The following is a 23770-nucleotide window of genomic DNA, read 5'->3' on the forward strand; positions in this document are numbered from 1 at the left end:
AGTCAAGGTGGCAAACAATAATATCGGTCCCAAGCGCCTCGTCGTCGGCGCACACTACGGTATCAAGGATTGGCTGGCGCAGCGCGTCACCGCCTGCGTGATGGTGGTCTTCACGGTCGTGCTGGCCATCGCCTTCCTGCTCTCGAACGGCGCTTCCTACGAAGCGTGGGCAGGGCTCTTCGCCAACCAGTGGATGAAGATCCTGACGTTCCTGACCATCCTGTCGCTGCTGTATCACGCCTGGATCGGCGTGCGCGACATCTGGATGGACTACGTGAAGCCGATGGCCGTGCGCCTCGTGCTCCAAGTTCTTACGATTCTGTGGCTCGTCGGTTGTGCGGGCTACGCAGCTCAGATTCTCTGGAGGGTGTAATAAATGGTCGCAGTCAAGACAGGATTGCCGCGTCGTCGCTTTGACGTGGTCATCGTCGGGGCGGGCGGCTCCGGGATGCGCGCATCCCTCCAGCTCGCGGAAGCCGGCCTCAGCGTGGCCGTACTCTCCAAGGTGTTCCCCACGCGCTCGCACACCGTCGCGGCGCAGGGCGGCATCGGCGCTTCGCTCGGCAACATGAGCGAAGACAACTGGCACTATCACTTCTACGACACCATCAAGGGCTCCGACTGGCTGGGCGACCAGGACGCCATTGAGTTCATGTGCCGCGAGGCACCGAACGTGGTGTACGAGCTGGAACACTTCGGCATGCCGTTCGACCGCAATGCCGACGGCACCATCTACCAGCGTCCCTTCGGCGGCCACACCTCGAACTACGGCGAGAAGCCGGTGCAGCGTGCCTGCGCCGCGGCCGACCGTACCGGCCACGCGCTGCTGCACACGCTGTACCAGCGCAACGTCCGCGCCAAGACGCACTTCTTCGTCGAGTGGATGGCGCTGGACCTGATCCGCGACGAGGACGGCGACGTGCTGGGCGTGACCGCGCTGGAAATGGAAACCGGCGAGGTCTATATCCTCGAGGCCAAGACCACGCTGTTCGCCACCGGCGGTGCCGGCCGCATCTACGCCGCTTCCACCAACGCCTTCATCAATACCGGTGATGGCCTGGGCATGGCGGCGCGTGCCGGCATCCCGCTGGAAGACATGGAGTTCTGGCAGTTCCACCCGACCGGCGTGGCCGGCGCGGGCGTGCTGATCACCGAAGGCGTGCGCGGCGAAGGCGGCATCCTGCGCAACAAGGACGGCGAGCGCTTCATGGAGCGCTACGCGCCGACGCTGAAGGACCTGGCGCCGCGCGACTTCGTCTCGCGCTCGATGGACCAGGAAATCAAGGAAGGCCGTGGCTGCGGCCCGAACGGCGACTACGTGCTGCTCGACCTGACCCACGTCGGTGCCGAGACCATCATGAAGCGCCTGCCGTCGATCCGCGAGATCGGCGTGAAGTTCGCCAACGTCGACGCCATCAAGGAACCGATTCCCGTGGTGCCGACCATCCACTACCAGATGGGCGGCATTCCGACCAACTACCACGGTCAGGTGGTGGTGCCGAAGAACGGCAGCCCGAACGAGGTGGTCAACGGCTTCTACGCGATCGGCGAATGCTCCTGCGTGTCGGTGCACGGCGCCAACCGCCTGGGCACGAACTCACTGCTCGACCTGGTGGTGTTCGGCCGTTCCGCCGGCAACCACATCGTCAAGCACGTCAACGACAGCAAGGCACACAAGCCGCTGCCGGCCGACGCCGCCGACCGCGCGATGGCGCGCCTGGCCAAGCTGCAGTCCTCGTCCAAGGGCGAGTACACGCAGGATGTGGCCAACGACATCCGCAAGAACATGCAGTCGCATGCCGGCGTGTTCCGTACGCAGAAGCTGATGGACGAAGGTGTCGAGCGCATCCTCGAGGTTGCCGAGCGCGCCGACAACATCCACCTGAAGGACAAGTCCAAGGTGTTCAACACGGCGCTGATCGAAGCGCTGGAAGTGGCCAACCTGACGGAAGTGGCCAAGGCCACGATGATCTCTGCTGCGGCCCGCAAGGAATCGCGCGGTGCCCATGCGCACAGCGACTTCCCCAACCGCGACGACGAGAACTGGCTCAAGCACACGCTGTTCTACAGCGAGGGCAACCGCCTCGACTACAAGCCGGTGACGATGAAGCCGCTGACGGTGGAAAGCGTTCCGCCCAAGGCCCGTACGTTCTAAGCCCGCCTCGTAGAGAAAACAGGACCCACAGAAATGAAGCGTATTTTCGAAGTCTACCGCTACGATCCGGACAAGGACGCGGCGCCGCGCATGCAGACCTACGAGATCGAGCTGGACGGCCACGAGCGCATGCTGCTCGACGCGCTGCTCAAGCTGAAGAAGGTCGATGAGTCGATCGCCTTCCGCCGCTCCTGCCGCGAAGGCGTGTGCGGTTCGGACGCGATGAACATCAACGGCAAGAACGGCCTGGCCTGCCTGACGAACATGCGCGAGCTGCCGGAGCGCATCGTGCTGCGTCCGCTGCCCGGCCTGCCGGTGGTGCGCGACCTGATCGTCGACATGACGCAGTTCTTCAAGCAGTACAACTCGATCAAGCCCTACCTGATCAACGACGAGCCGCCGCCCGAGAAGGAGCGCCTGCAGTCGCCGGAAGAGCGTGACGAGCTGGACGGCCTGTACGAGTGCATCTTGTGCGCCAGCTGCTCGACGTCCTGCCCCTCGTTCTGGTGGAACCCGGACAAGTTCGTCGGCCCGGCCGGCCTGCTGCAGGCCTACCGCTTCATCGCCGACAGCCGCGACCAGGCCACCAACGAGCGTCTGGACAACCTGAACGACCCGTACCGCCTGTTCCGCTGCCACAGCATCATGAACTGCGTGGATGTGTGCCCGAAGGGCCTGAATCCCACGAAGGCCATCGGCAAGATCAAGGAGCTGATGGTCCGCCGCGCGGTCTGACCTCGGCCACGGCCTTGTAGTAAGCGGTGCGCCAGCCCGGTCGGCTATACCGGGCTGGCGCACCGGAAGCAGGAAATCATGACCGAGAGTCAACCCACCTCATTCTCCCATCAGGCCGATCCGCTCAAGCGCGCCCGTCTGCGCTGGCGCGCCCGCCGCGGCCTCCTGGAGAACGACATCATCGTCGAAAGATTCTTCAACCGTTACGAGGAGAGCCTGTCCGATGCGGACGTGGCTTCGCTGAGCGCGCTGTTCGAGCTCAGCGACAACGAGTTGATGGACCTCCTCCTTGCCCGCAAGGAGCTGGACGGTGAACTCGCCACGCCCCCGATGCAAAAGGTCCTCGACCTGCTGCGCTCGGTTTGAGTTTGGTCAATATTTATCTATAGCATTTGAAGGAACAGACATGACGCCGTCCGATGTGAAAGCCACGCTATCGTTTTCCGATGGTTCCCCCAGCGTCGAGCTGCCGATCTACAAGGGCACCGTAGGCCCGGACGTGATCGATATTCGCAAGCTGTACGGCCAGACCGGCAAGTTTACTTACGACCCCGGTTTCATGTCGACGGCCTCGTGCAATTCGAAGATCACCTACATCGACGGCGACAAGGGCGAGCTGCTGTACCGTGGTTACCCGATCGAGCAACTGGCGCAGAAGTGCGACCACCTCGAGACCTGCTACCTGCTGCTGAAGGGCGAGCTGCCCAACGCCAAGCAGAAGGAAGAGTTTGTTGGTGCGGTGATGAACCACACCATGGTTCACGAGCAGATGCAGTTCTTCCTGCGCGGCTTCCGCCGCGATGCTCACCCGATGGCCGTGCTGACGGGCCTGGTGGGCGCCATGAGCGCGTTCTACCACGACGCCATGGACATCGATGACCCGCACCAGCGCGAAATCTCCGCGATCCGCCTGATCGCCAAGATGCCGACCCTGGTCGCGATGGCATACAAGTACAACATCGGCCAGCCGTACATCTACCCGCAGAACGACCTGTCCTACTCGGGCAACTTCATGCAGATGATGTTCGCCACGCCGTGCGCGCCGTACAAGGTCAATCCGGTGCTGGAGCGCGCGCTGGACCGTATCTTCATCCTGCACGCCGACCACGAGCAGAACGCCTCCACCTCGACCGTGCGCCTGGCCGGCTCGTCGGGTACCAACCCGTTCGCCGCCATCGCCGCCGGCGTGGCCTGCCTGTGGGGTCCGGCCCACGGCGGCGCCAACGAGGCCGCGCTGAAGATGCTGGAAGAGATCGGCAGCGTCGACAACATCGGCGAGTTCATCAAGCAGGTCAAGGACAAGAACTCGGGCGTGCGCCTGATGGGCTTCGGCCACCGCGTGTACAAGAACTACGACCCGCGCGCCAAGCTGATGCGCGAGACCTGCCACGAGGTGCTGGAAGAGCTGGGCCTGCACAATGACCCGCTGTTCAAGCTGGCCATGGAGCTGGAAAAGATCGCGCTGGAAGACGAATACTTCGTCAGCCGCAAGCTGTACCCGAACGTCGACTTCTACTCGGGCATCGTGCAGCGCGCGCTGGGCATCCCGACCTCGCTGTTCACCTGCATCTTCGCCCTGGCGCGTACCCCGGGCTGGATCTCGCAGTGGGAAGAGATGATCACCGATCCGGAGTACAAGATCGGCCGTCCGCGCCAGCTGTTCAACGGCGCCGCCGCACGCGAAGTGCCGGACCTGAACAAGCGCTGATCCCTGATCGCCTGACCTCTCTTGCTGCATTGCGCAGCAAGCGCGACGCCCCGGCCCTGCCGGGGCGTTTGTTTTTGCGGCTTGCGCCATTTTTGTGCGGCGCGAAAAAAGATTGCGTAGTATGTGGCGATTGCGTCGTTTCGCGGCGATTTGTGGCTCAATTTACTTAGGGTTATCACCAGATGTTGTGCAAATTTCGCTTGTTGCGGGAAATTTGACCCTATAATGCGGCCAGCTTTGCCGACTGCAGTCGGGCCACCCTTCCGGCCTGCGGTGCGGCAAGCGGGGCAGGCGATTCGCTTGCGCAATAGAGAACGCATCAACGTTGTCTTTCCGAACCAAGGTCCCCGGCAGAAGGGGGCTGACACATGCCGGGCCCCGCAAGCGACTCTTCAAGCAGGCCCGTATTCCGCGTCATGGGTTCCCTCCCGCGGGTGTTGTTCGATTGCGCAGGTCAGACCGCTTTGCCCGGTTGACTAATACATAATCGAGGAGCTCCTGATGATGCTGTCCCGTCTTACGTCCATCTCCCTGGCAAGCGCGCTGCTCGCCTTCGGCGCTGCTGCCAACGCGGAAACCGTCAAGATCGCCATTGCCGGTCCGATGAGCGGCTCGGTCGCCCAGTACGGCGACATGGTCAAGGCCGGCGCGCTGACCGCGATCGAGCAGATCAATGCTGCGGGCGGTGCCGGTGGCAACAAGCTGGAAGCGGTGATGATGGACGACGCCTGCGAACCCAAGCAGGCCGTGGCGGTGGCCAACAAGATCGTCAGCCAGGGTATCAAGTACGTGATCGGCCACGTCTGCTCGGGCTCGACCATCCCCGCCTCGGACATCTACGAGAACGAAGGCATCGTGATGGTCACGCCGTCGGCCACCGCCCCGCAGCTGACCGAAGGCAAGAAGCGCAAGTTCGTCTTCCGCACCATCGGCCGCGATGACCAGCAGGGCCCGGCCGCCGCCAACTACATCATCACCAAGGTCAAGCCGAAGAAGGTCGCCGTGCTGCACGACAAGCAGTCGTACGGCCAGGGCATCGCCGCCTCGGTGAAGAAGGATCTGGAAGCCGCCAAGATTCCCGTCGCCGTCTTCGAGGGCATCAACGCCGGCGATTCGGATTACTCGGCCATCATCACCAAGCTGAAGTCGCAGGGCGTGGACTTCGTCTACTTCGGCGGCTACCACCCCGAGATGGGCATGCTGCTGCGCCAGGCGCGCGAGCAGGGCGTCAAGGCGACCTTCATGGGTCCCGAGGGTGTGGGCAACAAGGACGTGACCGCGATTGCAGGCCCGTCCTCCGAAGGCATGCTGGTGACGCTGCCGGCCGACTTCTCGGCCGACCCGGCCAACGCGGCGCTGGTCAAGGCCTTCGCCGACAAGAAGCGTGACGCCAACGGTCCGTTCCAGATGCCTGCCTACACCGGCGTCAAGATCATCTCCGACGCCATCGCCGGCGCCAAGAGCACCGATCCGGCCAAGGTCGCGGCATATATGCACAAGAACGCCTTCCAGACCCCGATCGGCAAGGTCGAGTACGACGCTCAGGGCGACCTGAAGTCCTTCAAGTTCGTTGTCTTCACCTGGCACAAGGACGCCACCAAGACGGCCGCCAACTGATCTGGCGCCTTTCCCGACACGCCCCGTTCCTCCACCGACGAGCGGGGCGTTTTAGTATCGGGCTTCCTTGCTGCGAGGCTTCCCGCATGAATGAATTCCTTCCACAGTTCACCCAGCAACTGGTCAACGGCCTGACGCTGGGTGCGATCTACGCCTTGATCGCCATCGGCTACACGATGGTCTACGGCATCATCGGCATGATCAACTTCGCCCACGGCGAGATCTATATGATCGGCGCCTACGTGGGCCTCGTAACCCTGACCGCGATCGGCGTGCAGGCGGGCTATCCGCTGCCGCTGGTGCTCGGCGCCGCGCTGCTGGTGTCGGTCCTGGTCACCGGCCTGTACGGCTTCGCGGTCGAGCGCGTGGCGTACCGGCCCTTGCGCGGCGGCCCGCGCCTGGTGCCGCTGATTTCCGCCATCGGCATGTCGATCTTCCTGCAGAACTACGTGCAGATCGGGCAGGGCGCCCGCGATGTCTCCGTGCCCGCGCTGATCTCCGGCGCGATCGAGTTCCAGATGGGCGGCGACTTCACCGTGACCATCCCCTACGCGCGCCTGCTGATCGTCGGCGTGACGCTGGCGCTGATGATCGCGCTGACGCTCTTCATCGGCCGCTCGCGCATGGGCCGCGCCTGCCGCGCCTGCGCCGAGGATATGCGCATGGCCAACCTGCTCGGCATCGACACCAACAAGGTGATCTCCTTCACCTTCGTGCTCGGCGCGATGCTGGCCGCCGTGGGCGGCGTGCTGATCGGGCTGACCATCGGCAAGCTCAATCCCTTCATCGGCTTCATCGCCGGCATCAAGGCCTTCACCGCTGCGGTGCTGGGCGGCATCGGCAGCATCCCCGGCGCGATGCTGGGTGGCGTGCTGCTGGGCCTGGCCGAGACCTTCGCCTCCGGCTACATGCCGGCCGAGTACAAGGACGTAGTGGCCTTCGGCCTGCTGGTGCTGGTGCTGCTGTTCCGACCCACCGGCCTGCTGGGCAAGCCGGACGTGGAAAAGGTGTGAGGACGACATGACACAAGCCATTGCTACGCAAGCCGGCCTGGCACAGGCCGCGCCCGTCTCGTCGACGCTGAAGAACGCGGTCGTCGCCGCCGTGATGACCGCCATCCTGACCGTGCCGGTGCTGGGCCTGCAGCTCAAGCTCGACGGCTACAAGGTGGTGCTGGAATCGCACTGGCGGCCGGTCTGGATCGCGGTGATCGCGGTCTTCCTGTTCCAGCTCTGCAAGCCCATGCTCAACCGCGCGCGCGGCGCGGTGCGGCTGCCGGCGGTGCCCGCGCTGGGCGCGCGCCAGCAGCGGGTGGCCATCTGGGTGCTGCTCGCGGTCGGCCTGGTGTGGCCCTTCTTCGGCTCGCGCGGTGCGGTCGACGTGGCCACGCTCGCGCTGATCTACGTGATCCTGGGCCTGGGCCTGAACATCGTGGTGGGCTTTGCCGGCCTGCTTGACCTGGGCTACGTGGGCTTCTACGCCGTGGGCGGCTACACCTACGCGCTGCTGAACCAGTACTTCGGCCTGAGCTTCTGGGAGTGCCTGCCGATCGCGGCCATGATGTCGGCCACCTTCGGCTTCCTGCTGGGCTTCCCGGTGCTGCGCCTGCGCGGCGACTACCTGGCCATCGTGACGCTGGGCTTCGGCGAGATCATCCGCCTGCTGCTCAACAACCTGACCAGCCTGACCGGCGGCCCGGACGGCGTCTCGGGCATTCCCAAGCCCACCGTGTTCGGCATCGAGATGGCGCGCAGCGCCAGCGTCGAGGGCGCGCGCACCTTCCACGAACTGATGGGCTGGGACTACAGCGGCCAGCACATGGTGATCTTCCTCTACCTGCTCGCGCTGCTGCTGGTGGCCTTCACGCTCTTCGTCACCAGCCGGCTGATCCGCATGCCGATGGGCCGCGCCTGGGAGGCACTGCGAGAGGACGAGATCGCCTGCCGCTCGCTGGGCCTGAACCCGACCCGCATCAAGCTGTCGGCCTTCACGCTGGGGGCGTCCTTCGCCGGCATCGGCGGCGCCTTCTTCGCCGCACGCCAGGGCCTGGTCAATCCGGAGTCCTTCACTTTCATCGAGTCGGCGCTGATCCTGGCCGTGGTGGTGCTGGGCGGCATGGGCTCGCAGCTGGGCGTGATCCTGGCCGCCATCCTGCTGACCGCGCTGCCCGAGATGGCGCGCGGCTTCGCCGAATACCGCATGTTGATCTTCGGCCTGGTGATGGTGCTGATGATGATGTGGCGACCGCAGGGCCTGCTGCCCTCGAGCCGTCCGCACGTGGAGCTGCCACGATGACCGCTATGCAATCCAATGAACTGCTGAAGGTATCCGGCCTGCAGATGCGCTTCGGCGGCCTGCTGGCCGTCGACGGGATCGACTTCGACGTACGTCGCGACGAGGTCTTCGCCATCATCGGCCCCAACGGCGCGGGCAAGACCACGGTGTTCAACTGCGTGGGCGGTTTCTACCGTCCCACCGCAGGCCAGGTTGTGCTGGACGGCCACGGCATCGCCGGCCTGCCCAGCCACATGGTGGCGCGCAAGGGCCTGGTGCGCACCTTCCAGAACATCCGCCTGTTCAAGCAATTGACGGTGGTGGAGAACCTGATGGTGGCCCAGCACATGCAGGTCAAGAGCGGCCTGCTGCACGGCCTGCTAGCGACGCCGGCCTACCGCCGCGCCGAGCGCGAGGCGCTGGAGCGCGCCGCGCACTGGCTGGAGCGCATGGAGCTGACCAAGGTCGCCAACCGCGAGGCCGGCACCCTGTCCTACGGCCACCAGCGCCGCCTGGAGATCGCGCGCTGCATGATCACCAAGCCGCGCCTGCTGATGCTGGACGAGCCGGCGGCCGGCCTGAACCCGCAGGAGAAGATCGAACTGCAGCACCTGATCGACAGCCTGCGCCGCGAGTTCGGCATCGCCGTGCTGCTGATCGAGCACGACATGAGCCTGGTGATGGGCGTGTCCGACCGCATCCTGGTGATGGAGCACGGCCGTCCGATCGTGATCGGCAAACCGGAAGAAGTGCGCAACGACCCGCGCGTGATCAAGGCCTACCTGGGAGAGGACTGATGCTGAAGCTGGAAAAGGTCCACACCCACTATGGTGCCGTCGAGGCGCTGTCGGGCGTGTCGATCGAAGTCAACAAGGGCGAGATCGTCACCCTGATCGGCAGCAACGGCGCCGGCAAGACCACGCTGATGATGACGGTGTGCGGCTCGCCGCGCGCCTCCAGCGGCCGCGTGCTGTTCGAGGGCCGCGACATCACCCGCATGCCCACGCACGAGATCATGCGCATGGGCATGGCGATCTCGCCCGAGGGGCGGAGAGTCTTCCCCAGCCTGACCGTGCTGGAGAACCTGCAGATGGGCGGCTTCTTCGCCAACCGGCAGGAGATCGAGGCGGGCATCGAGCATGTGTTCAAGCTGTTCCCGCGGCTGAACCAGCGCGCCACCCAACGCGCCGGCACCATGTCGGGCGGCGAGCAGCAGATGCTGGCGATCGGCCGCGCGCTGATGAGCCGGCCGCGCCTGCTGCTGCTCGACGAGCCGACGCTGGGGCTGGCGCCGCTGATCATCGCGCAGATCTTCGACATCATCCGCACCATCCGCGAGGAAGGCGTCACCGTCTTCCTGGTTGAACAGAACGCCAACAAGGCGCTGCACGTGGCGGACCGCGGCTATGTGCTGGAGACCGGGCGCGTGGTGCTGGCCGACAGCGGCGAGAACCTGCTGGCCAACGACAGCATCAAGAAGGCGTATCTGGGCGGGTAGGGCGGCAAAAACCCCGATGGGGTGCGCTGAGGCGGCGAGTGCGCCAACGCCGTTGGCCAAGAGATGCGCCAACACCGTTGGTCAAGAGATGCGCCAACGCCGTTGGTCAAGCATAGTGTCCTGGCTCCCTCTCCCCTCATGGGGAGAGGGTTGGGGAGAGGGGTGGTCTAGCAAGGCACCACACAAAGCGAATCCCTCGGTGTTGTCCAGCACGCCAAGGCGAGACGAAGCCGACAAGATGCGCCAACACCGTCGGCCAAGCATAGTGTCCTGGCTCCCTCTCCCCTCATGGGGAGAGGGTTGGGGAGAGGGGTGGTCTAGCAAGGCACCACACAAAGCGAATCCCTCGGTGTTGTCCAGCACGCCAAGGCGAGACGAAGCCGACAAGATGCGCCAACACCGTCGGCCAAGCATAGTGTCCTGGCTCCCTCTCCCCTCAGGGGAGAGGGAGGGGGTGAGGGGTGGTCTAGCAAGGCGCAACGCAAAGCGAAGCCCTCGGTGTTGTCCAGCACGCCAACACAGAGACGAAGCCGATGGTGTTGTCCAGCACGTCGCCATTCGCAAGCGCCTGCCCTCTCCCCCGGCCCCTCTCCCGCAAGCGGGAGAGGGGAGCAAACCAGCGGCACGTTGATCGGTTTTCCCGCTGCGGCCGCACTGCTTCTACCACCCCCTTTTCGCCAACCACGAAATCCCCCTTTCGCCAATCACATCACATCCACTGTGATTCATGCGGCTCCTGAGGCCCGGCGCGCCACACCCCCTGTGGCATAATTTCTTGCGAAGTCAAGCAATCGCTGCAAGCCGCAGTTTCTGCCAATTCCTGTGCGAGTTCCTGCCCGCACTTGCCGCGAAACATCCCCGCAATCCAAAACCAGCGGAACCGCCCGCCGAGCCGTGTCCACGTGACAGCATGGCGCCGGACCGCCCCCCGCATCATGGCCAAGACGCTCTACGACAAACTCTGGGATGACCACACCGTCCACGTCGAGGAAGACGGTACCACGCTGCTCTACATCGACCGCCACCTGCTGCACGAAGTGACCAGCCCGCAGGCGTTCGAAGGCCTGAAGCTGGCGGAGCGCCCGGTATGGCGCATCAGCGCCAACCTGGCGGTGTCGGACCACAATGTGCCGACCACCGACCGCAGCCAGGGCATCGCCGACCCGGTCTCCAAGCTGCAGGTGGACACGCTGGATGCGAACTGCGACGCCTACGGCATCACCCAGTTCAAGATGAACGATCACCGCCAGGGCATCGTCCACGTGATCGGGCCGGAGCAGGGTGCCACGCTGCCTGGCATGACCGTGGTCTGCGGCGATTCGCACACCAGCACGCACGGTGCCTTCGGCGCGCTGGCGCACGGCATCGGCACCTCCGAGGTCGAGCACGTGCTGGCCACGCAGACGCTGCTGGGCAAGAAGGCCAAGAACATGCTGGTCAAGGTGGAAGGCAAGCTGCCGCGCGGCTGCACCGCCAAGGACATCGTGCTGGCCGTGATCGGCAAGATCGGCACCGCCGGCGGCACCGGCTACACCATCGAGTTCGCCGGCTCGGCCATCCGCGACCTGACCATGGAAGGCCGCATGACCGTCTGCAACATGGCCATCGAGGCGGGCGCGCGCGCCGGCCTGGTGGCGGTGGACGACGTCACGCTGGAGTACGTCAAGGGTCGCCCCTATGCGCCGCAGGGCGTGGAGTGGGAGCAGGCCGTGCGCTACTGGCGCACGCTGCATTCGGATGCGGGCGCCCATTTCGACCTGGTGGTCGAGCTGCGCGCGGAAGACATCCGTCCGCAGGTGACCTGGGGCACCTCGCCCGAGATGGTGATCAGCATCGAGGACCGCGTGCCGGATCCGGAGAAGGAAAAGGACGCGAACAAGCGCAACGCCATGGAGCGCGCGCTCGAGTACATGGGCCTGCAGCCCAACGTGCCGGTCGAGAGCATCAAGATCGACAAGGTCTTTATCGGCTCCTGCACCAACAGCCGTATCGAAGACATGCGCGCCGCCGCCTGGGTGGTGCAGAAGCTGGGCCGCCGGGTTGCCTCCAACGTGAAGCTGGCGATGGTGGTGCCGGGCTCGGGCCTGGTCAAGGAACAGGCCGAGCGCGAAGGGCTGGACAAGATCTTCAAGGCGGCCGGTTTCGAGTGGCGCGAGCCTGGCTGCTCGATGTGCCTGGCCATGAACGCCGACCGCCTCGATGCCGGCGAACGTTGCGCCTCGACCTCGAACCGCAACTTCGAAGGCCGTCAGGGCGCGGGCGGGCGCACGCATCTCGTGAGCCCGGCGATGGCCGCCGCGGCCGCCATCGAGGGCCACTTCGTCGACGTGCGCAAGCTGGGCTGAAGGCCAGCCGCGCCATGCACATCATGAAAAGGACCCTGTTCGCATTGCTCGCCTGCATCGGCCTGCTCCAGCTGGCCGGCTGCAACACCATGGCGGGCCTGGGCAAGGACACGCAGGCCGCCGGCCGTTCGCTCGAGAACACGGCGAAGAAGTAAGGAAGAATCCAACCATGGAAAAGTTCACCGTACATAGCGGCCTCGTGGCGCCCCTGGACCGCGAGAACGTCGATACCGACGCCATCATCCCGAAGCAGTTCCTGAAGTCGATCAAGCGCACCGGCTTCGGCCCCAATCTGTTCGACGAGTGGCGCTACAAGGATGTGGGCGAGCCCGGCCAGGACAACAGCAAGCGTCCGCTGAACCCGGACTTCGTGCTGAACCAGCCGCGTTACCAGGGCGCCTCCGTCCTGCTGGCACGCCGTAATTTCGGCTGCGGCAGCTCGCGCGAGCACGCGCCCTGGGCGCTCACGCAGTACGGCTTCCGCGCCGTGATCGCGCCCAGCTTCGCCGACATCTTCTTCAACAACTGCTACAAGAACGGCCTGCTGCCGGTGGTGCTCACCGAGATGCAGGTGGACCACCTGTTCAACGAGACCAATGCCTTCAACGGCTACAAGCTGACCATCGATCTCGACAAGCAGGTCGTGGTGACGCCGGGCGGCGACGCCTATCCGTTCGACATCGCGCCGTTCCGCAAGTACTGCATGCTCAACGGCTTCGACGACATCGGCCTGACCCTGCGCCATGCGGACAAGATCAAGGCCTTCGAGGCCGAGCGCGTGGCCAAGATGCCGTGGCTGAACAACCGCCTGGTCGGCTGAGCCCGGCGCGCCAACTCAACAAGGAAGAGCAACAGCATGAAAATCGCAGTCCTGCCGGGTGACGGCATCGGTCCCGAAATCGTCGAGCAAGCCGTCAAGGTGCTGAACGCCCTGGACGAGAAGTTCGAACTGGAAACGGCCCCCGTGGGCGGCGCCGGCTACGAGGCCGAGGGCCATCCGCTGCCGGAGAACACGCTCAAGCTGGCCAAGGAGGCCGACGCCATCCTGTTCGGCGCCGTGGGCGACTGGAAGTACGACAAGCTGGAGCGCGCGCTGCGCCCCGAGCAGGCCATCCTGGGCTTGCGCAAGCACCTGCAGCTGTTCGCCAACTTCCGTCCGGCGATCTGCTACCCCGAGCTGACCGGCGCTTCCAGCCTGAAGCCCGAACTGGTGGCCGGTCTGGACATCCTGATCGTGCGCGAGCTCAACGGCGACATCTACTTCGGCCAGCCGCGCGGCTTGCGCGAGGCGCCGGACGGCCTGTTCAAGGGCCAGCGCGAGGGCTTCGACACCATGCGCTACAGCGAGCCGGAAATCCGCCGCATCGCCCACGTGGCCTTCCAGGCCGCGGCCAAGCGCGGCAAGAAGCTGTGCAGCGTGGACAAGGCCAATGTGCTGGAGACCTTCCAGTTCTGGAAGGACATCGTCACCGAGGTGCACAAGGAGTACCCGGAGGTCGAGCTGTCGCACATGTATGTCGACAACGCGGCCATGCAGCTGGTCAAGGCGCCCAAGAGCTTCGACGTGATCGTCACCGGCAATATGTTCGGCGACATCCTGTCGGACGAGGCGGCGATGCTGACCGGCTCGATCGGCATGCTGCCGTCGGCCTCGCTGGACGCCAACAACAAGGGCCTGTACGAGCCCTCGCACGGCTCGGCACCGGACATCGCCGGCAAGGGCATCGCCAACCCGCTGGCGACCATCCTGTCGGCGGCCATGATGCTGCGCTACTCGCTGAACCGCGCCGAGCAGGCCGACCGCATCGAGAACGCGGTCAAGCAGGTACTGGCGCAGGGCTACCGCACCGCCGATATCCTGACGCCGGGCTGCAAGCAGGTCGGCACGCGCGAGATGGGCGAGGCCGTGCTGGCCGCGCTGTAAGCCCATGTGAAGGAAGGCGCCGCTTGCGGCGCCTTTTTTCTGTTTTTTCGATGGTTTTCTTTGTTTTGTCCCCGTTTTCTGGTGTGCGGCGCCGCCGCAATTTCGTGTAGACTTACCGAATGCCCCGAATCTCCCAGTCCACCTTGACTGTCACCGCTGCCTCCGCTACCCGCGGCACGGCCGGCATGGATTCGCGCGGCCAGCAGATCACCGCAACGACGATTAAAACCATTACCAAAAAAGCGATCGCCTAGATCGTTCGTCGTGCCTGCTCGTCTTCCCCGCGCAGCCACGCCGGGCGAGGAAAGTGCGGGGAAGTTTCAATCACATCCGAGGTTAGTCATGAATGTAGGTCTCGTCGGTTGGCGGGGAATGGTCGGCAGCGTGCTGATGCAGCGCATGCAGCAAGAGGGTGATTTCGACCATATCGAGCCCATTTTCTTCAGCACGTCCAACGCTGGCGGCAAGGCGCCCGCCATGGCGAAGAATGAAGCCACGCTCAAGGACGCGAACGACATCGAAGCGCTGAAGAAGTGCGACGTGATCCTCACCGCCCAGGGCGGCGACTACACCAACGAAGTCTTCCCCAAGCTGCGCGCGGCCGGCTGGAAGGGCTACTGGATCGACGCGGCCTCCTCGCTGCGCATGAAGGACGATGCCATCATCGTGCTGGATCCGGTCAACCTGGGTGTGATCAAGGATGCGCTTTCGAAGGGCGTGAAGAACTTCGTCGGCGGCAACTGCACGGTCAGCTGCATGCTGATGGGCCTGGGCGGCCTGTTCCAGCACGACCTGGTCGAGTGGATGACCTCGATGACTTACCAGGCGGCCTCGGGTGGCGGCGCGCAGCATATGCGCGAGCTGCTGACCCAGTTCGGCACGCTGAACGCCGCAGTGAAGCCGCTGCTGGATGATCCGGCCTCGGCCATCCTGGAAATCGACCGCACCATCCTCGCCACCCAGCACGGCCTGTCGGCCGAAGAGACCAAGCAGTTCGGCGTGCCGCTGGCCGGCAACCTGATTCCCTGGATCGACAAGGACCTGGGCAACGGCGTGTCGCGCGAAGAGTGGAAGGGTGGCGCCGAGACCAACAAGATCCTGGGCCGCGGCGAGGGCTTCCTCGGCGCGACCGGTGCTGCGCCGATCGCCGTGGACGGCCTGTGCGTGCGCATCGGCGCGATGCGCTGCCACTCGCAGGCGCTGACCATCAAGCTGAAGAAGGACGTGCCGCTCGACGAGATCGAGGGCATGCTGGCGGCCAACAACCCCTGGGCCAAGGTCGTGCCGAACACCCGCGAAGCCAGCATGACGGACCTGACGCCGGCTACCGTGACCGGCACGCTGACGATCCCGGTCGGCCGCCTGCGCAAGATGCAGATGGGCGGCGAGTACCTGTCGGCCTTCACGGTCGGCGACCAGCTGCTGTGGGGTGCGGCCGAGCCGCTGCGCCGCATGCTGCGCATCCTGATCGAGTCCTGATCGAGGACCGATCCTGAGCCGATCGCGTCCCGGGCCGTTTGCCGATGGCCCGGGCGTCGGGCGGAATACGTTGCAGCCAGGCAACAGATTCCGCCGCGCTTTCCCGCCACGCCGCGCAGCCGCGCGGCGTTGTCACATCTGGGCGCCCATTTTTCCGAGGGCTTGCGTCACAATAACGCCGGCATGCGCCGGCTGCGGGGGCCGGGTTGCCGTGGCGCTCCTGCCGCGCCCGGCCGCAGCCAAAAGCCGTTGTCGTTTCGTTGGATTCGCTTTCAGAACACAAACACAAGGGAGCACAAGGTGAGTGTGAGCCTACATCGCCGGAAAGATGCGCCTATCGCCCGTCAGCGCTGGTCAACGCTGGCCGTCGCGGCAATCAGCCTGCTGTTTGCGCAGGCTGGCCATGCCGCGGGGTTTGGGCAATTACGGGTACAGTCCAGCCTGGGGCAGCCGCTCCAGGCCGAAATCGATATCAGCGGGGTGGCAGCAGACGAGGCCGACAGCCTGAGCGTCAAGCTGGCCTCGCCGGATGCCTACGCGCGAGCCGGCCTGAACTACCTGCCGGCCGTCAGCAGCCTCCGTCTCCAGATGGATCGCCGGCCGGATGGCCGCTTCGTGGCGCGCCTGCGCTCGAACCAGCCGATCAGCGAGCCCTTCGTCGACATCCTCGTCGACATGAGCTGGCCCAGCGGCAAGGCGTCGCGCGCCTATACCTTCCTGCTCGATCCCGCCGGGGCCAAGTCGGCGCCGGAGAGCTTCTCCCCGACCGTGGTCCAGGCGGCCACCCCGGATGCGCCGCCTGCAGCGGCACCGGCGGCGGCACCGGCGGCGCAGTCAGCCATGCCGGGTGCGCCGGCGCTGCAGCAGTCCGCACCGCCGACCGCCCGTGCCGCCGCAGCGCGGCCGAAACGCCCCGTTCAGGCAGCGGCGCCGGCCGACGCGGCGCCGCCGGCCGGCGGCAAGGCCGACAGCTACACCGTGCAGCGTGGCGATACGCTCTACGGCATCGCCAGCGAAGTGGCGCAAGGGCAAGATGCCGTCTCGCTCGACCAGATGCTGGTGGCTCTCTATCGGAACAACCCGGGAGCCTTCATCGGCGGCAGCATGAACCGCCTGCGCTCGGGGGCCGTGCTCAAGGTGCCGTCCTCCGATCAGGCGCAGTCCGTCGGCCGTGCCACGGCGCGCCGCGAGGTGGTGGCGCGCACCCAGGGCTTTGACGCCTACCGCAGCCGCCTGGCAACCGCCGCGGCGGCCAAGTCGGTCGAGCCGGGCAACGGGCGCGAGCAGGCTGGCAGTGTCACTGCCCGCGTGCAGGAGCCGCAGGCACAGGGCGGCGGCGCACGCGACGAACTGAAGCTGAGCAAGCCCGAGCGCGGCGCCCAGTCGGCCACGGCCGACGCGGAGGCCAATGTCGCCAAGGCGCGCCAGCTCAAGGAGGCCGAGAGCCGCATGGCGCAGTTGGAGAAGAATGTCTCCGACATGCAGCGGCTGCTCGAACTGAAGAACGCGGAAATCGCCAAGCTGGCGCAGGGCAAGGGCGGCACGGCCGCGGCCGATGCCAAGCCTGCACCCGCGCCTGCCGTGGTGCCGGCCGAAACGGTGAAGGCGGATACGCCCGCACCGGCCGCCAAGGAGGCCGCCGTGCCATCCGCGGCTGCCGCAGCGGCCACGGCGGTAGCCCAGCCTGCCTCCGCATCGGCGGCGGCGGCGGGCGCCAGTGCCGCGGCGGTGGCCGCGGCTTCGGCTCCGGCCGTGGCGGCCGCAGGCGCCTCCGCGGCGCAAGTGGCCCAAGTGGCAGCCGCCTCGGCCCCGGCAGCGGCCAGGTCCGGTGCGGCTTCGGCGGCCGCGGCCAAGCGTCCGCCCCCGGTCCACGTCGAACCCGCGCCGCAGCCGACCTTCCTCGATGACCTGCTGGCCAACCCCACCACGCTGCCGGGCGCCGGCCTGTTGGTGGCGCTGCTGGGCGGCTATGCGATCTACCGGCGTCGCCGCCAGCAGAAGGCCGGGGAGGCCGCGGGCTTCGGCGACAGCATCCTGTCGCAGGAAAGCACGGTGATGGGCGGCGGCAATTCCCTGTTCGGCGCCGCTGGCGGCCAGAGTGTCGATACCTCGCAGCACAGCGTGTTCGGGGCGGATTTCCGTATCGGCAACAACGCGGCCGAGGCCAACGAGGTCGATCCGATCGCCGAGGCTGATGTCTATATCGCCTACGGCCGCGACGTGCAGGCCGAGGAGATCCTGCGTGAAGCGCTGCAGCAGAACCCGGAGCGTCAGGCGATCCGCCTGAAGCTGCTGGAGATCTACAACAATCGTCAGGATGTGGAAGGTTTTCGAGTGATTGCAGAAGAAATGTTCGCCCAGACGGGCGGGCAGGGCGCGGAGTGGACGCAGGCGGCGGAAATGGGCCGGCGCCTGGACCCGTCGAACGCGTTGTATCTCGCGGTGGGGCCCGACAGCGTCGGCGCACAAGACGGTGTAGACACGGAGACGAAGCCAGGCGACGAGTGGCGTACGCGTGACCCGATGCTGGATCCGGCCATGGCACCGCGCGAAGCCGCGCTGACCGATCTGGCGCTGCCGCTCGACGCCTTCCCGGCGCCGGCGCCGGGGGCGCCGATCACGGCGCCTGAGTCGGCCACGCTGGTGTTCGGCGAGTCGGAGGCGGCTGAACCGGTGGCGCGCCTCGACGATGGGCTCGACCTGGATCTGCCGGTCCTGAGCTCCACCATCGACATCGCCGCCGCGCCTGCGGCGCAAGGGCCGCAGACCCGGCCGCTGGTGTTCGACATGTCGGACCTCTCGCTCGACCTGAACCCTGCCGCCGACCCCATCAGCAAGGTGGAATCGGCGGCACCGCTGCCGGCACCGACCATGATCCGCAACGGCGTGCTGGCCGAGCCGATCGACCTGGCGCGCGTCACTTCCGAACACGTCTCGCAGACCACGCGGAGCCTGGCGATCAGCACGCTGGCTGCCGATGGCGCGGATGGTAGCCGGGATATGCAGATCAAGTTCGACCTGGCTCGCGCCTACATCGAGATCGGTGACAAGGAGGGAGCCCGCGAACTGCTGCAGGAGGTCGTCGACCAGTCGCCCGATCCGCTGCAGTCGGAGGCGCGCACGCTGCTGCGGCAGGTTGCCTGATATCATTGCCGCGAGGGGCCGCCATCACGCGCGGTCCCGCACCATGCGCCGGAAGCGCCGCTTCCGGCGCATTTGCTTTGATCCACCCGAAATGCCGCCCGCACCCGCGTCCATGCCGGTCGGGCCGCGCGCGCAGCCCAGCGCGGCGCCGGTTTCGCGCACGCCCTTGCTATGACCCGAATCGCCCTTGGCCTGCAGTACGACGGTACGGCCTTTTCCGGCTGGCAGTCCCAGCCGCACCGGAACACCGTGCAGGACCGCCTCGAGGATGCCATCGAGCGGTTTGCCGGCACCCGGCTGCTGACCACGGTCGCCGGGCGTACCGACGCCGGCGTGCATGCGCTCGGCCAGGTGATCCACCTCGATACGGATCTGTCGCGCGAGCCGTTTTCCTGGGTCCGCGGTGTCAATGCCTTCCTGCCGCCGTCGATTGCCCTGCAGTGGGCGCAACCAGTGGACGACAGCTTCCATGCGCGCTTCCTGGCGCATGAGCGCATGTATTTCTACGCCCTCCATACCGGCCCACACCGCGTGCCACTGGTGCATGGCCGGGCCGGCTACCTGATGCTGCCCCCGGGGCAGCGGCTGGACATCGAGGCGATGCGCGCCGCCGCTGCCTGCCTGCTGGGCGAGCACGATTTCTCGGCCTTCCGCGCAGCCGAATGCCAGGCCAAGTCGCCCGTCAAGACCATGTATGACGTGACGGTGCGCGCCGACGGCGACTGGGTGTTCCTGCGCTTTCGCGCCAGCGCCTTCCTGCATCACATGGTGCGCAATCTGATGGGCTGCCTGGTCGCGGTGGGGCGGGGCCGCTATCCCGCCGACTGGCTGGCCGAGGTGCTGGCCGGGCGCGACCGCAAGCACGCCGCACCCACCTTCATGCCCGATGGCCTGTACCTGGCCGACGTGAAGTATCCTGATGCCTACCGCATCCCCGCGGCGGACCCGTCCGCCAGCCTGTTCCACGGAGTCTTTGCCGATGACGGCGCCTGAAATCCAGCCCGGCCGCACCCGCATCAAGATCTGCGGCCTGACGCGCGAGCAAGACGTGCAAGCTGCCGTCGATGCCGGCGCCGACGCCATCGGCCTGGTCTTCTATCCCGCCAGCCCGCGCTTTGTCGATGTGACTCTCGCCGCGGCGCTGGCCGAGGCTGCCGGGGCTTTTGTCTCGGTAGTGGGGCTCTTCGTCAACGCGACGGCCGAGGACGTGGCGCATGTGGCCGAGCGGGTGCCGCTGACACTGCTTCAATTCCACGGCGACGAGACACCGCAGGCCTGCCAGGACATCGCGCTGCGCTGCCGGCTGCCCTATCTGCGCGCGGCGCGCGTGCGCCCGGGCCTCGATTTGGTAGAATTCGCCGATCACTATCATGACGCCGCAGCACTGTTGCTCGATGCCTTCACCGAGGGCTACGGCGGCGGCGGCCACGTCTTCGACTGGACCCTGATTCCACCGGCATGGCTTCCACCCACATCCGGCTCCACGGCCAACCGGCCGGCCACCAGCGCAAGCGCCGCTCCTCGCATCGTTTTGAGTGGTGGGTTGAACGCGCAAAACGTCGCTGGCGCGATTGAGCGCGTGCGGCCCTACGCCGTCGATGTCAGCAGCGGCGTGGAAGCCGCCAAGGGCGTGAAAGACCACGCCCGCATTGCCGAGTTCGTGCGCGCCGTGCGCGCGGCCGACGCGGGATGAGGGGATCGGGCACGATCCCGCCCGTGCCGGCGACCCGGCCGGACTTCCACGCAATCCATTCCGCGCGCCCGCGCCAGCCGCAGGCGGCCCAGCAAAGCCACCTCGCCAGCCGCGAGCGCGCCACACAGATGAGTCAAGACATGTACGACTTGCCCGATTCCCACGGCCATTTCGGCCCCTATGGCGGTTCCTTCGTCTCCGAGACCCTGGTCCACGCGCTCGACGAGCTGCGCGAGGCCTATGCCCATTCCCAGAAGGATCCGGACTTCGACGCGGAATTCCGCCGCGAGCTGAAGCACTTCGTCGGCCGGCCTTCGCCGATCTACCACGCCCAGCGCTGGAGCCAGGAGCTCGGCGGCGCGCAGATCTATTTCAAGCGCGAGGACCTGAACCACACCGGCGCGCACAAGATCAACAACGTGATCGGGCAGGCGCTGCTGGCCAAGCGCATGGGCAAGCCGCGCGTGATCGCCGAGACCGGCGCCGGCCAGCATGGCGTGGCCACCGCCACCATCGCCGCGCGTTTCGGCATGGAGTGCGTGGTGTACATGGGGGCCGAGGACGTCAAGCGCCAGGCCGCCAACGTCTACCGCATGAAGCTGCTCGGCGCCACCGTGGTGCCGGTGACGAGCGGCTCCAAGACGCTGAAGGATGCGCTCAACGAGGCCATGCGCGACTGGGTCACCAATGTCGAGAACACCTTCTACATCATCGGCACGGTGGCGGGCCCGCACCCCTACCCGATGATGGTGCGCGACTTCCAGTGCGTGATCGGCGAGGAAGCCAAGGTGCAGATGCCGGAACTGGCCGGCCGCCAGCCCGACGCCGTGATTGCCTGCGTGGGCGGCGGCTCCAATGCCATGGGCATCTTCTACCCGTATATCGATCATGCCGACGTCAAGCTGATCGGCGTGGAAGCGGCCGGCGACGGCATCGACACGGGCCGCCACGCGGCCGCGCTGCTCGGCGGCTCGCCGGGCGTGCTGCACGGCAACCGCACCTACCTGCTGCAGGATGCCGATGGCCAGATCATCGAGACGCATTCGGTCTCGGCCGGCCTGGACTACCCGGGCGTCGGTCCCGAACACGCCTGGCTCAAGGACAGCGGGCGGGCGGAGTACGTGGCCATCACCGACGAGGAGGCCTTGAAGGCCTTCCACGACTGCTGCCGCATCGAGGGCATCATCCCGGCGCTGGAATCCAGCCACGCCATTGCCTATGCCTGCAAGCTCGCGCCGACGCTCTCGCGCGACAAGCTGCTGCTGGTGAACCTGTCCGGCCGCGGCGACAAGGACATGCACACCGTGGCCGAACGCTCGGGAATCCAGCTCTGATGCGCACACTGCCACCCGCGGAGGGCGCCGGCGGCGGTGCCGAGGACGACGGCATCGACCTGACCGTGCCCGGCGGCATGCCCGCGCTGCTGTTCCAGGAAGACGTGCTGGAGGGCATCGCCCGCTTGCCGGACGGCTCGGTCGACCTGGTCGTGGCCGATCCGCCGTATGGCCTGGGCAAGGACTACGGCAACGATTCCGACCGGCTCTCGGGCCAGGCCTACCTGGAGTGGGCCGAGCGCTGGATGGATGCCGTCTGCCCGAAACTGGCGCCGCGTGGCTCGCTTTATATCTTCTGCACCTGGCAGTATTCGCCGGAACTGTTCGTGATGCTCAAGCAGCGCCTGACGATGATCAACGAGATCATCTGGGACCGCCGCGTGCCCAGCATGGGCGGCACCACGCGCAAGTTCTCGTCGGTGCACGACAACATCGGCTTCTTCGCCCGGCAGCGCGACTACTACTTCGATCTCGACCCGGTCCGCATTCCCTACGACCCCGAGACCAAGAAGGCGCGCAGCCGGCCCCGCTTCGAAGGCAAGAAGTGGCTGGAGGTGGGCTACAACCCCAAGGACCTGTGGAGCATTTCGCGCATCCACCGCCAGGATCCCGAACGGGCCGACCACCCCACGCAGAAGCCGCTGGAAATCGTCGAGCGCATGGTGCAGTCGAGCTGCCCGCCGGGCGGCCTGGTGCTGGATCCCTTCGCCGGTAGCGGCACCACCGCGGTGGCGTGTGCGAAGCATGGCCGGCGCTTTGTCGGCTTCGAGATCAATCCGCAGTATGTGCATGTGGCGCGTGCGAGAGTTGCGACTGCCCGGCCGCTGGCCGGCAAGGCGCAAGCGCAGGATGATGCCGCGCCCTCGACCCCAACCCAGGCAGCCGCCGTCGCCGTAGCCGCCGATGCCATCGAGGCGTCGGTCGACGAAGCACAGGCGCCGCTGCCCAATCTGATGTCCTGACCATGTCCCGAATCCAATCGACTTTCGCGGCGCTGGCCGCGCAGCAGAAGAAGGGCCTGATCCCCTTTATCACCGCCGGCGATCCCGAACCCGGCCTGACCGTGGCACTGATGCACGCGCTGGTCGCGGGCGGTGCCAATGTGATCGAGCTCGGCGTGCCGTTTTCCGACCCGATGGCCGACGGCCCGGTGATCCAGCGCGCCTCCGAACGCGCGCTGGCCAACGGCGTGACTCTAGCCAAGGTGCTGGCCTGGGTCACCGAGTTCCGCCAGACCGACCAGGCCACCCCGGTGGTGCTGATGGGCTATGCCAACCCGATCGAGCGCATGGGCGAGGAGGCCTTTGCCCGCGCCGCGCGCGAGGCCGGCGTCGACGGCGTGCTGGTGGTGGACTATCCGCCGGAGGAGGGCGAGGCCTTCGCCGCGCTGATGCGCGCCAACGGCATCGACCCGATCTTCCTGCTGGCGCCGACCTCCACCGACGCGCGCATCGAAGCGGTGGCGCGCATCGCCAGCGGCTACCTCTACTATGTGTCGCTCAAGGGCGTGACCGGCTCGGGCGCGCTCGACCTGGACAGCGTGGCCGCGCGCATTCCGCTGATCAAGCAGCACGCCAAGCTGCCGGTGGGCGTGGGCTTCGGCATCCGCGACGCGCAGACCGCGCGCGCCATCGGCAGTGTGGCCGACGCCGTGGTGATCGGCAGCCGCCTGGTGCAGCTGCTGGAAGATGCGCCGCGCGAACAGGCGGTAGAATCGCTGCGTGCCTTCATCGCGGAGATTCGCCAGGCGCTCGACGCCTGATAGTGATCTATACACCGCTTGTTGCCGTCTTTTGTGCGGTGAATCGGGCGCATTCCAGCGGTTTTGCTTCGGCTGGATGCGCCCGGCATGATAAATTCGCGG

22 protein-coding genes are annotated in these 23770 nt (G+C 66.4%); all 22 read left to right on the top strand.

Annotation, left to right across the window (positions count from 1 at the left end; genetic code table 11):
• Positions 1-7: 7 nt before the first annotated feature.
• The gene (gene sdhD / locus AC1Z3O_RS03885; RefSeq protein WP_071014400.1) at positions 8-373 is read left to right on the top strand and encodes a succinate dehydrogenase, hydrophobic membrane anchor protein; all 366 of its coding nucleotides are present in this window, start codon (positions 8-10) and stop codon (positions 371-373) included.
• 3 nt (positions 374-376) lie between these two features.
• On the top strand, positions 377-2155 hold the full coding sequence (gene sdhA / locus AC1Z3O_RS03890; protein ID WP_483513674.1) for a succinate dehydrogenase flavoprotein subunit: 1779 nt from the start codon (positions 377-379) through the stop codon (positions 2153-2155).
• Positions 2156-2188: 33 nt separating this feature from the next.
• Positions 2189-2890 carry a succinate dehydrogenase iron-sulfur subunit gene (locus AC1Z3O_RS03895; RefSeq protein WP_483513676.1) on the top strand — a complete coding sequence of 234 codons (702 nt, stop codon included), beginning with the start codon at positions 2189-2191 and terminating at the stop codon, positions 2888-2890.
• A 78-nt stretch (positions 2891-2968) separates the two neighbouring features.
• Positions 2969-3256 carry an FAD assembly factor SdhE gene (locus AC1Z3O_RS03900; protein ID WP_483513677.1) on the top strand — a complete coding sequence of 96 codons (288 nt, stop codon included), beginning with the start codon at positions 2969-2971 and terminating at the stop codon, positions 3254-3256.
• A 40-nt stretch (positions 3257-3296) separates the two neighbouring features.
• Entirely contained in the window at positions 3297-4598 is a 1302-nt protein-coding gene (gltA, locus tag AC1Z3O_RS03905) for a citrate synthase (RefSeq protein ID WP_483513679.1), read from the top strand.
• 501 nt (positions 4599-5099) lie between these two features.
• A complete protein-coding gene (locus tag AC1Z3O_RS03910; RefSeq protein ID WP_483513681.1) occupies positions 5100-6215 on the top strand; it encodes a branched-chain amino acid ABC transporter substrate-binding protein in 1116 nt (371 codons plus the stop codon).
• An 86-nt stretch (positions 6216-6301) separates the two neighbouring features.
• Positions 6302-7228, top strand: a complete 927-nt coding sequence (gene livH / locus AC1Z3O_RS03915; protein WP_483513682.1) for a high-affinity branched-chain amino acid ABC transporter permease LivH — start codon at positions 6302-6304, stop codon at positions 7226-7228.
• A 7-nt stretch (positions 7229-7235) separates the two neighbouring features.
• Complete coding sequence (locus tag AC1Z3O_RS03920) at positions 7236-8510, top strand: high-affinity branched-chain amino acid ABC transporter permease LivM (RefSeq protein WP_483513684.1); 1275 nt, start codon at positions 7236-7238, stop codon at positions 8508-8510.
• Positions 8511-8515: 5 nt separating this feature from the next.
• A complete protein-coding gene (gene livG, locus AC1Z3O_RS03925; RefSeq protein ID WP_483517509.1) occupies positions 8516-9286 on the top strand; it encodes a high-affinity branched-chain amino acid ABC transporter ATP-binding protein LivG in 771 nt (256 codons plus the stop codon).
• Positions 9286-9987, top strand: coding sequence for an ABC transporter ATP-binding protein (locus AC1Z3O_RS03930; protein ID WP_483513686.1), 702 nt, complete (start codon positions 9286-9288; stop codon positions 9985-9987). The genes livG and AC1Z3O_RS03930 overlap by 1 nt, the downstream gene beginning before the upstream one ends.
• A 935-nt stretch (positions 9988-10922) precedes the next feature.
• Entirely contained in the window at positions 10923-12332 is a 1410-nt protein-coding gene (gene leuC, locus AC1Z3O_RS03935) for a 3-isopropylmalate dehydratase large subunit (RefSeq protein ID WP_483513688.1), read from the top strand.
• Positions 12333-12355: 23 nt separating this feature from the next.
• Positions 12356-12487, top strand: a complete 132-nt coding sequence (locus AC1Z3O_RS03940; RefSeq protein WP_483517510.1) for an entericidin A/B family lipoprotein — start codon at positions 12356-12358, stop codon at positions 12485-12487.
• Positions 12488-12501: 14 nt separating this feature from the next.
• Complete coding sequence (gene leuD, locus AC1Z3O_RS03945) at positions 12502-13152, top strand: 3-isopropylmalate dehydratase small subunit (protein WP_483513690.1); 651 nt, start codon at positions 12502-12504, stop codon at positions 13150-13152.
• A 36-nt stretch (positions 13153-13188) separates the two neighbouring features.
• The gene (gene leuB, locus AC1Z3O_RS03950; protein WP_483513692.1) at positions 13189-14256 is read left to right on the top strand and encodes a 3-isopropylmalate dehydrogenase; all 1068 of its coding nucleotides are present in this window, start codon (positions 13189-13191) and stop codon (positions 14254-14256) included.
• A gap of 119 nt (positions 14257-14375) precedes the next feature.
• A complete protein-coding gene (locus tag AC1Z3O_RS03955) occupies positions 14376-14510 on the top strand; it encodes a hypothetical protein (RefSeq protein ID WP_483513694.1) in 135 nt (44 codons plus the stop codon).
• Positions 14511-14598: 88 nt separating this feature from the next.
• On the top strand, positions 14599-15735 hold the full coding sequence (asd, locus tag AC1Z3O_RS03960; protein ID WP_483513696.1) for an aspartate-semialdehyde dehydrogenase: 1137 nt from the start codon (positions 14599-14601) through the stop codon (positions 15733-15735).
• 300 nt (positions 15736-16035) lie between these two features.
• Positions 16036-18879 carry a motility hub landmark protein FimV gene (locus tag AC1Z3O_RS03965; protein WP_483513697.1) on the top strand — a complete coding sequence of 948 codons (2844 nt, stop codon included), beginning with the start codon at positions 16036-16038 and terminating at the stop codon, positions 18877-18879.
• Between the two features lie 171 nt (positions 18880-19050).
• A complete protein-coding gene (gene truA / locus AC1Z3O_RS03970; RefSeq protein ID WP_483513699.1) occupies positions 19051-19872 on the top strand; it encodes a tRNA pseudouridine(38-40) synthase TruA in 822 nt (273 codons plus the stop codon).
• The gene (locus AC1Z3O_RS03975) at positions 19859-20572 is read left to right on the top strand and encodes a phosphoribosylanthranilate isomerase (protein WP_483513700.1); all 714 of its coding nucleotides are present in this window, start codon (positions 19859-19861) and stop codon (positions 20570-20572) included. Before truA ends, AC1Z3O_RS03975 begins: the two co-directional genes overlap by 14 nt.
• A 140-nt stretch (positions 20573-20712) precedes the next feature.
• Positions 20713-21906, top strand: a complete 1194-nt coding sequence (gene trpB, locus AC1Z3O_RS03980) for a tryptophan synthase subunit beta (RefSeq protein WP_483513701.1) — start codon at positions 20713-20715, stop codon at positions 21904-21906.
• The gene (locus AC1Z3O_RS03985; protein WP_483513703.1) at positions 21906-22868 is read left to right on the top strand and encodes a DNA-methyltransferase; all 963 of its coding nucleotides are present in this window, start codon (positions 21906-21908) and stop codon (positions 22866-22868) included. The genes trpB and AC1Z3O_RS03985 overlap by 1 nt, the downstream gene beginning before the upstream one ends.
• Positions 22869-22870: 2 nt before the next feature.
• Entirely contained in the window at positions 22871-23668 is a 798-nt protein-coding gene (trpA, locus tag AC1Z3O_RS03990) for a tryptophan synthase subunit alpha (RefSeq protein WP_483513705.1), read from the top strand.
• Positions 23669-23770 lie beyond the last annotated feature (102 nt).

This window comes from Cupriavidus sp. 09_S30 (assembly GCF_056930435.1).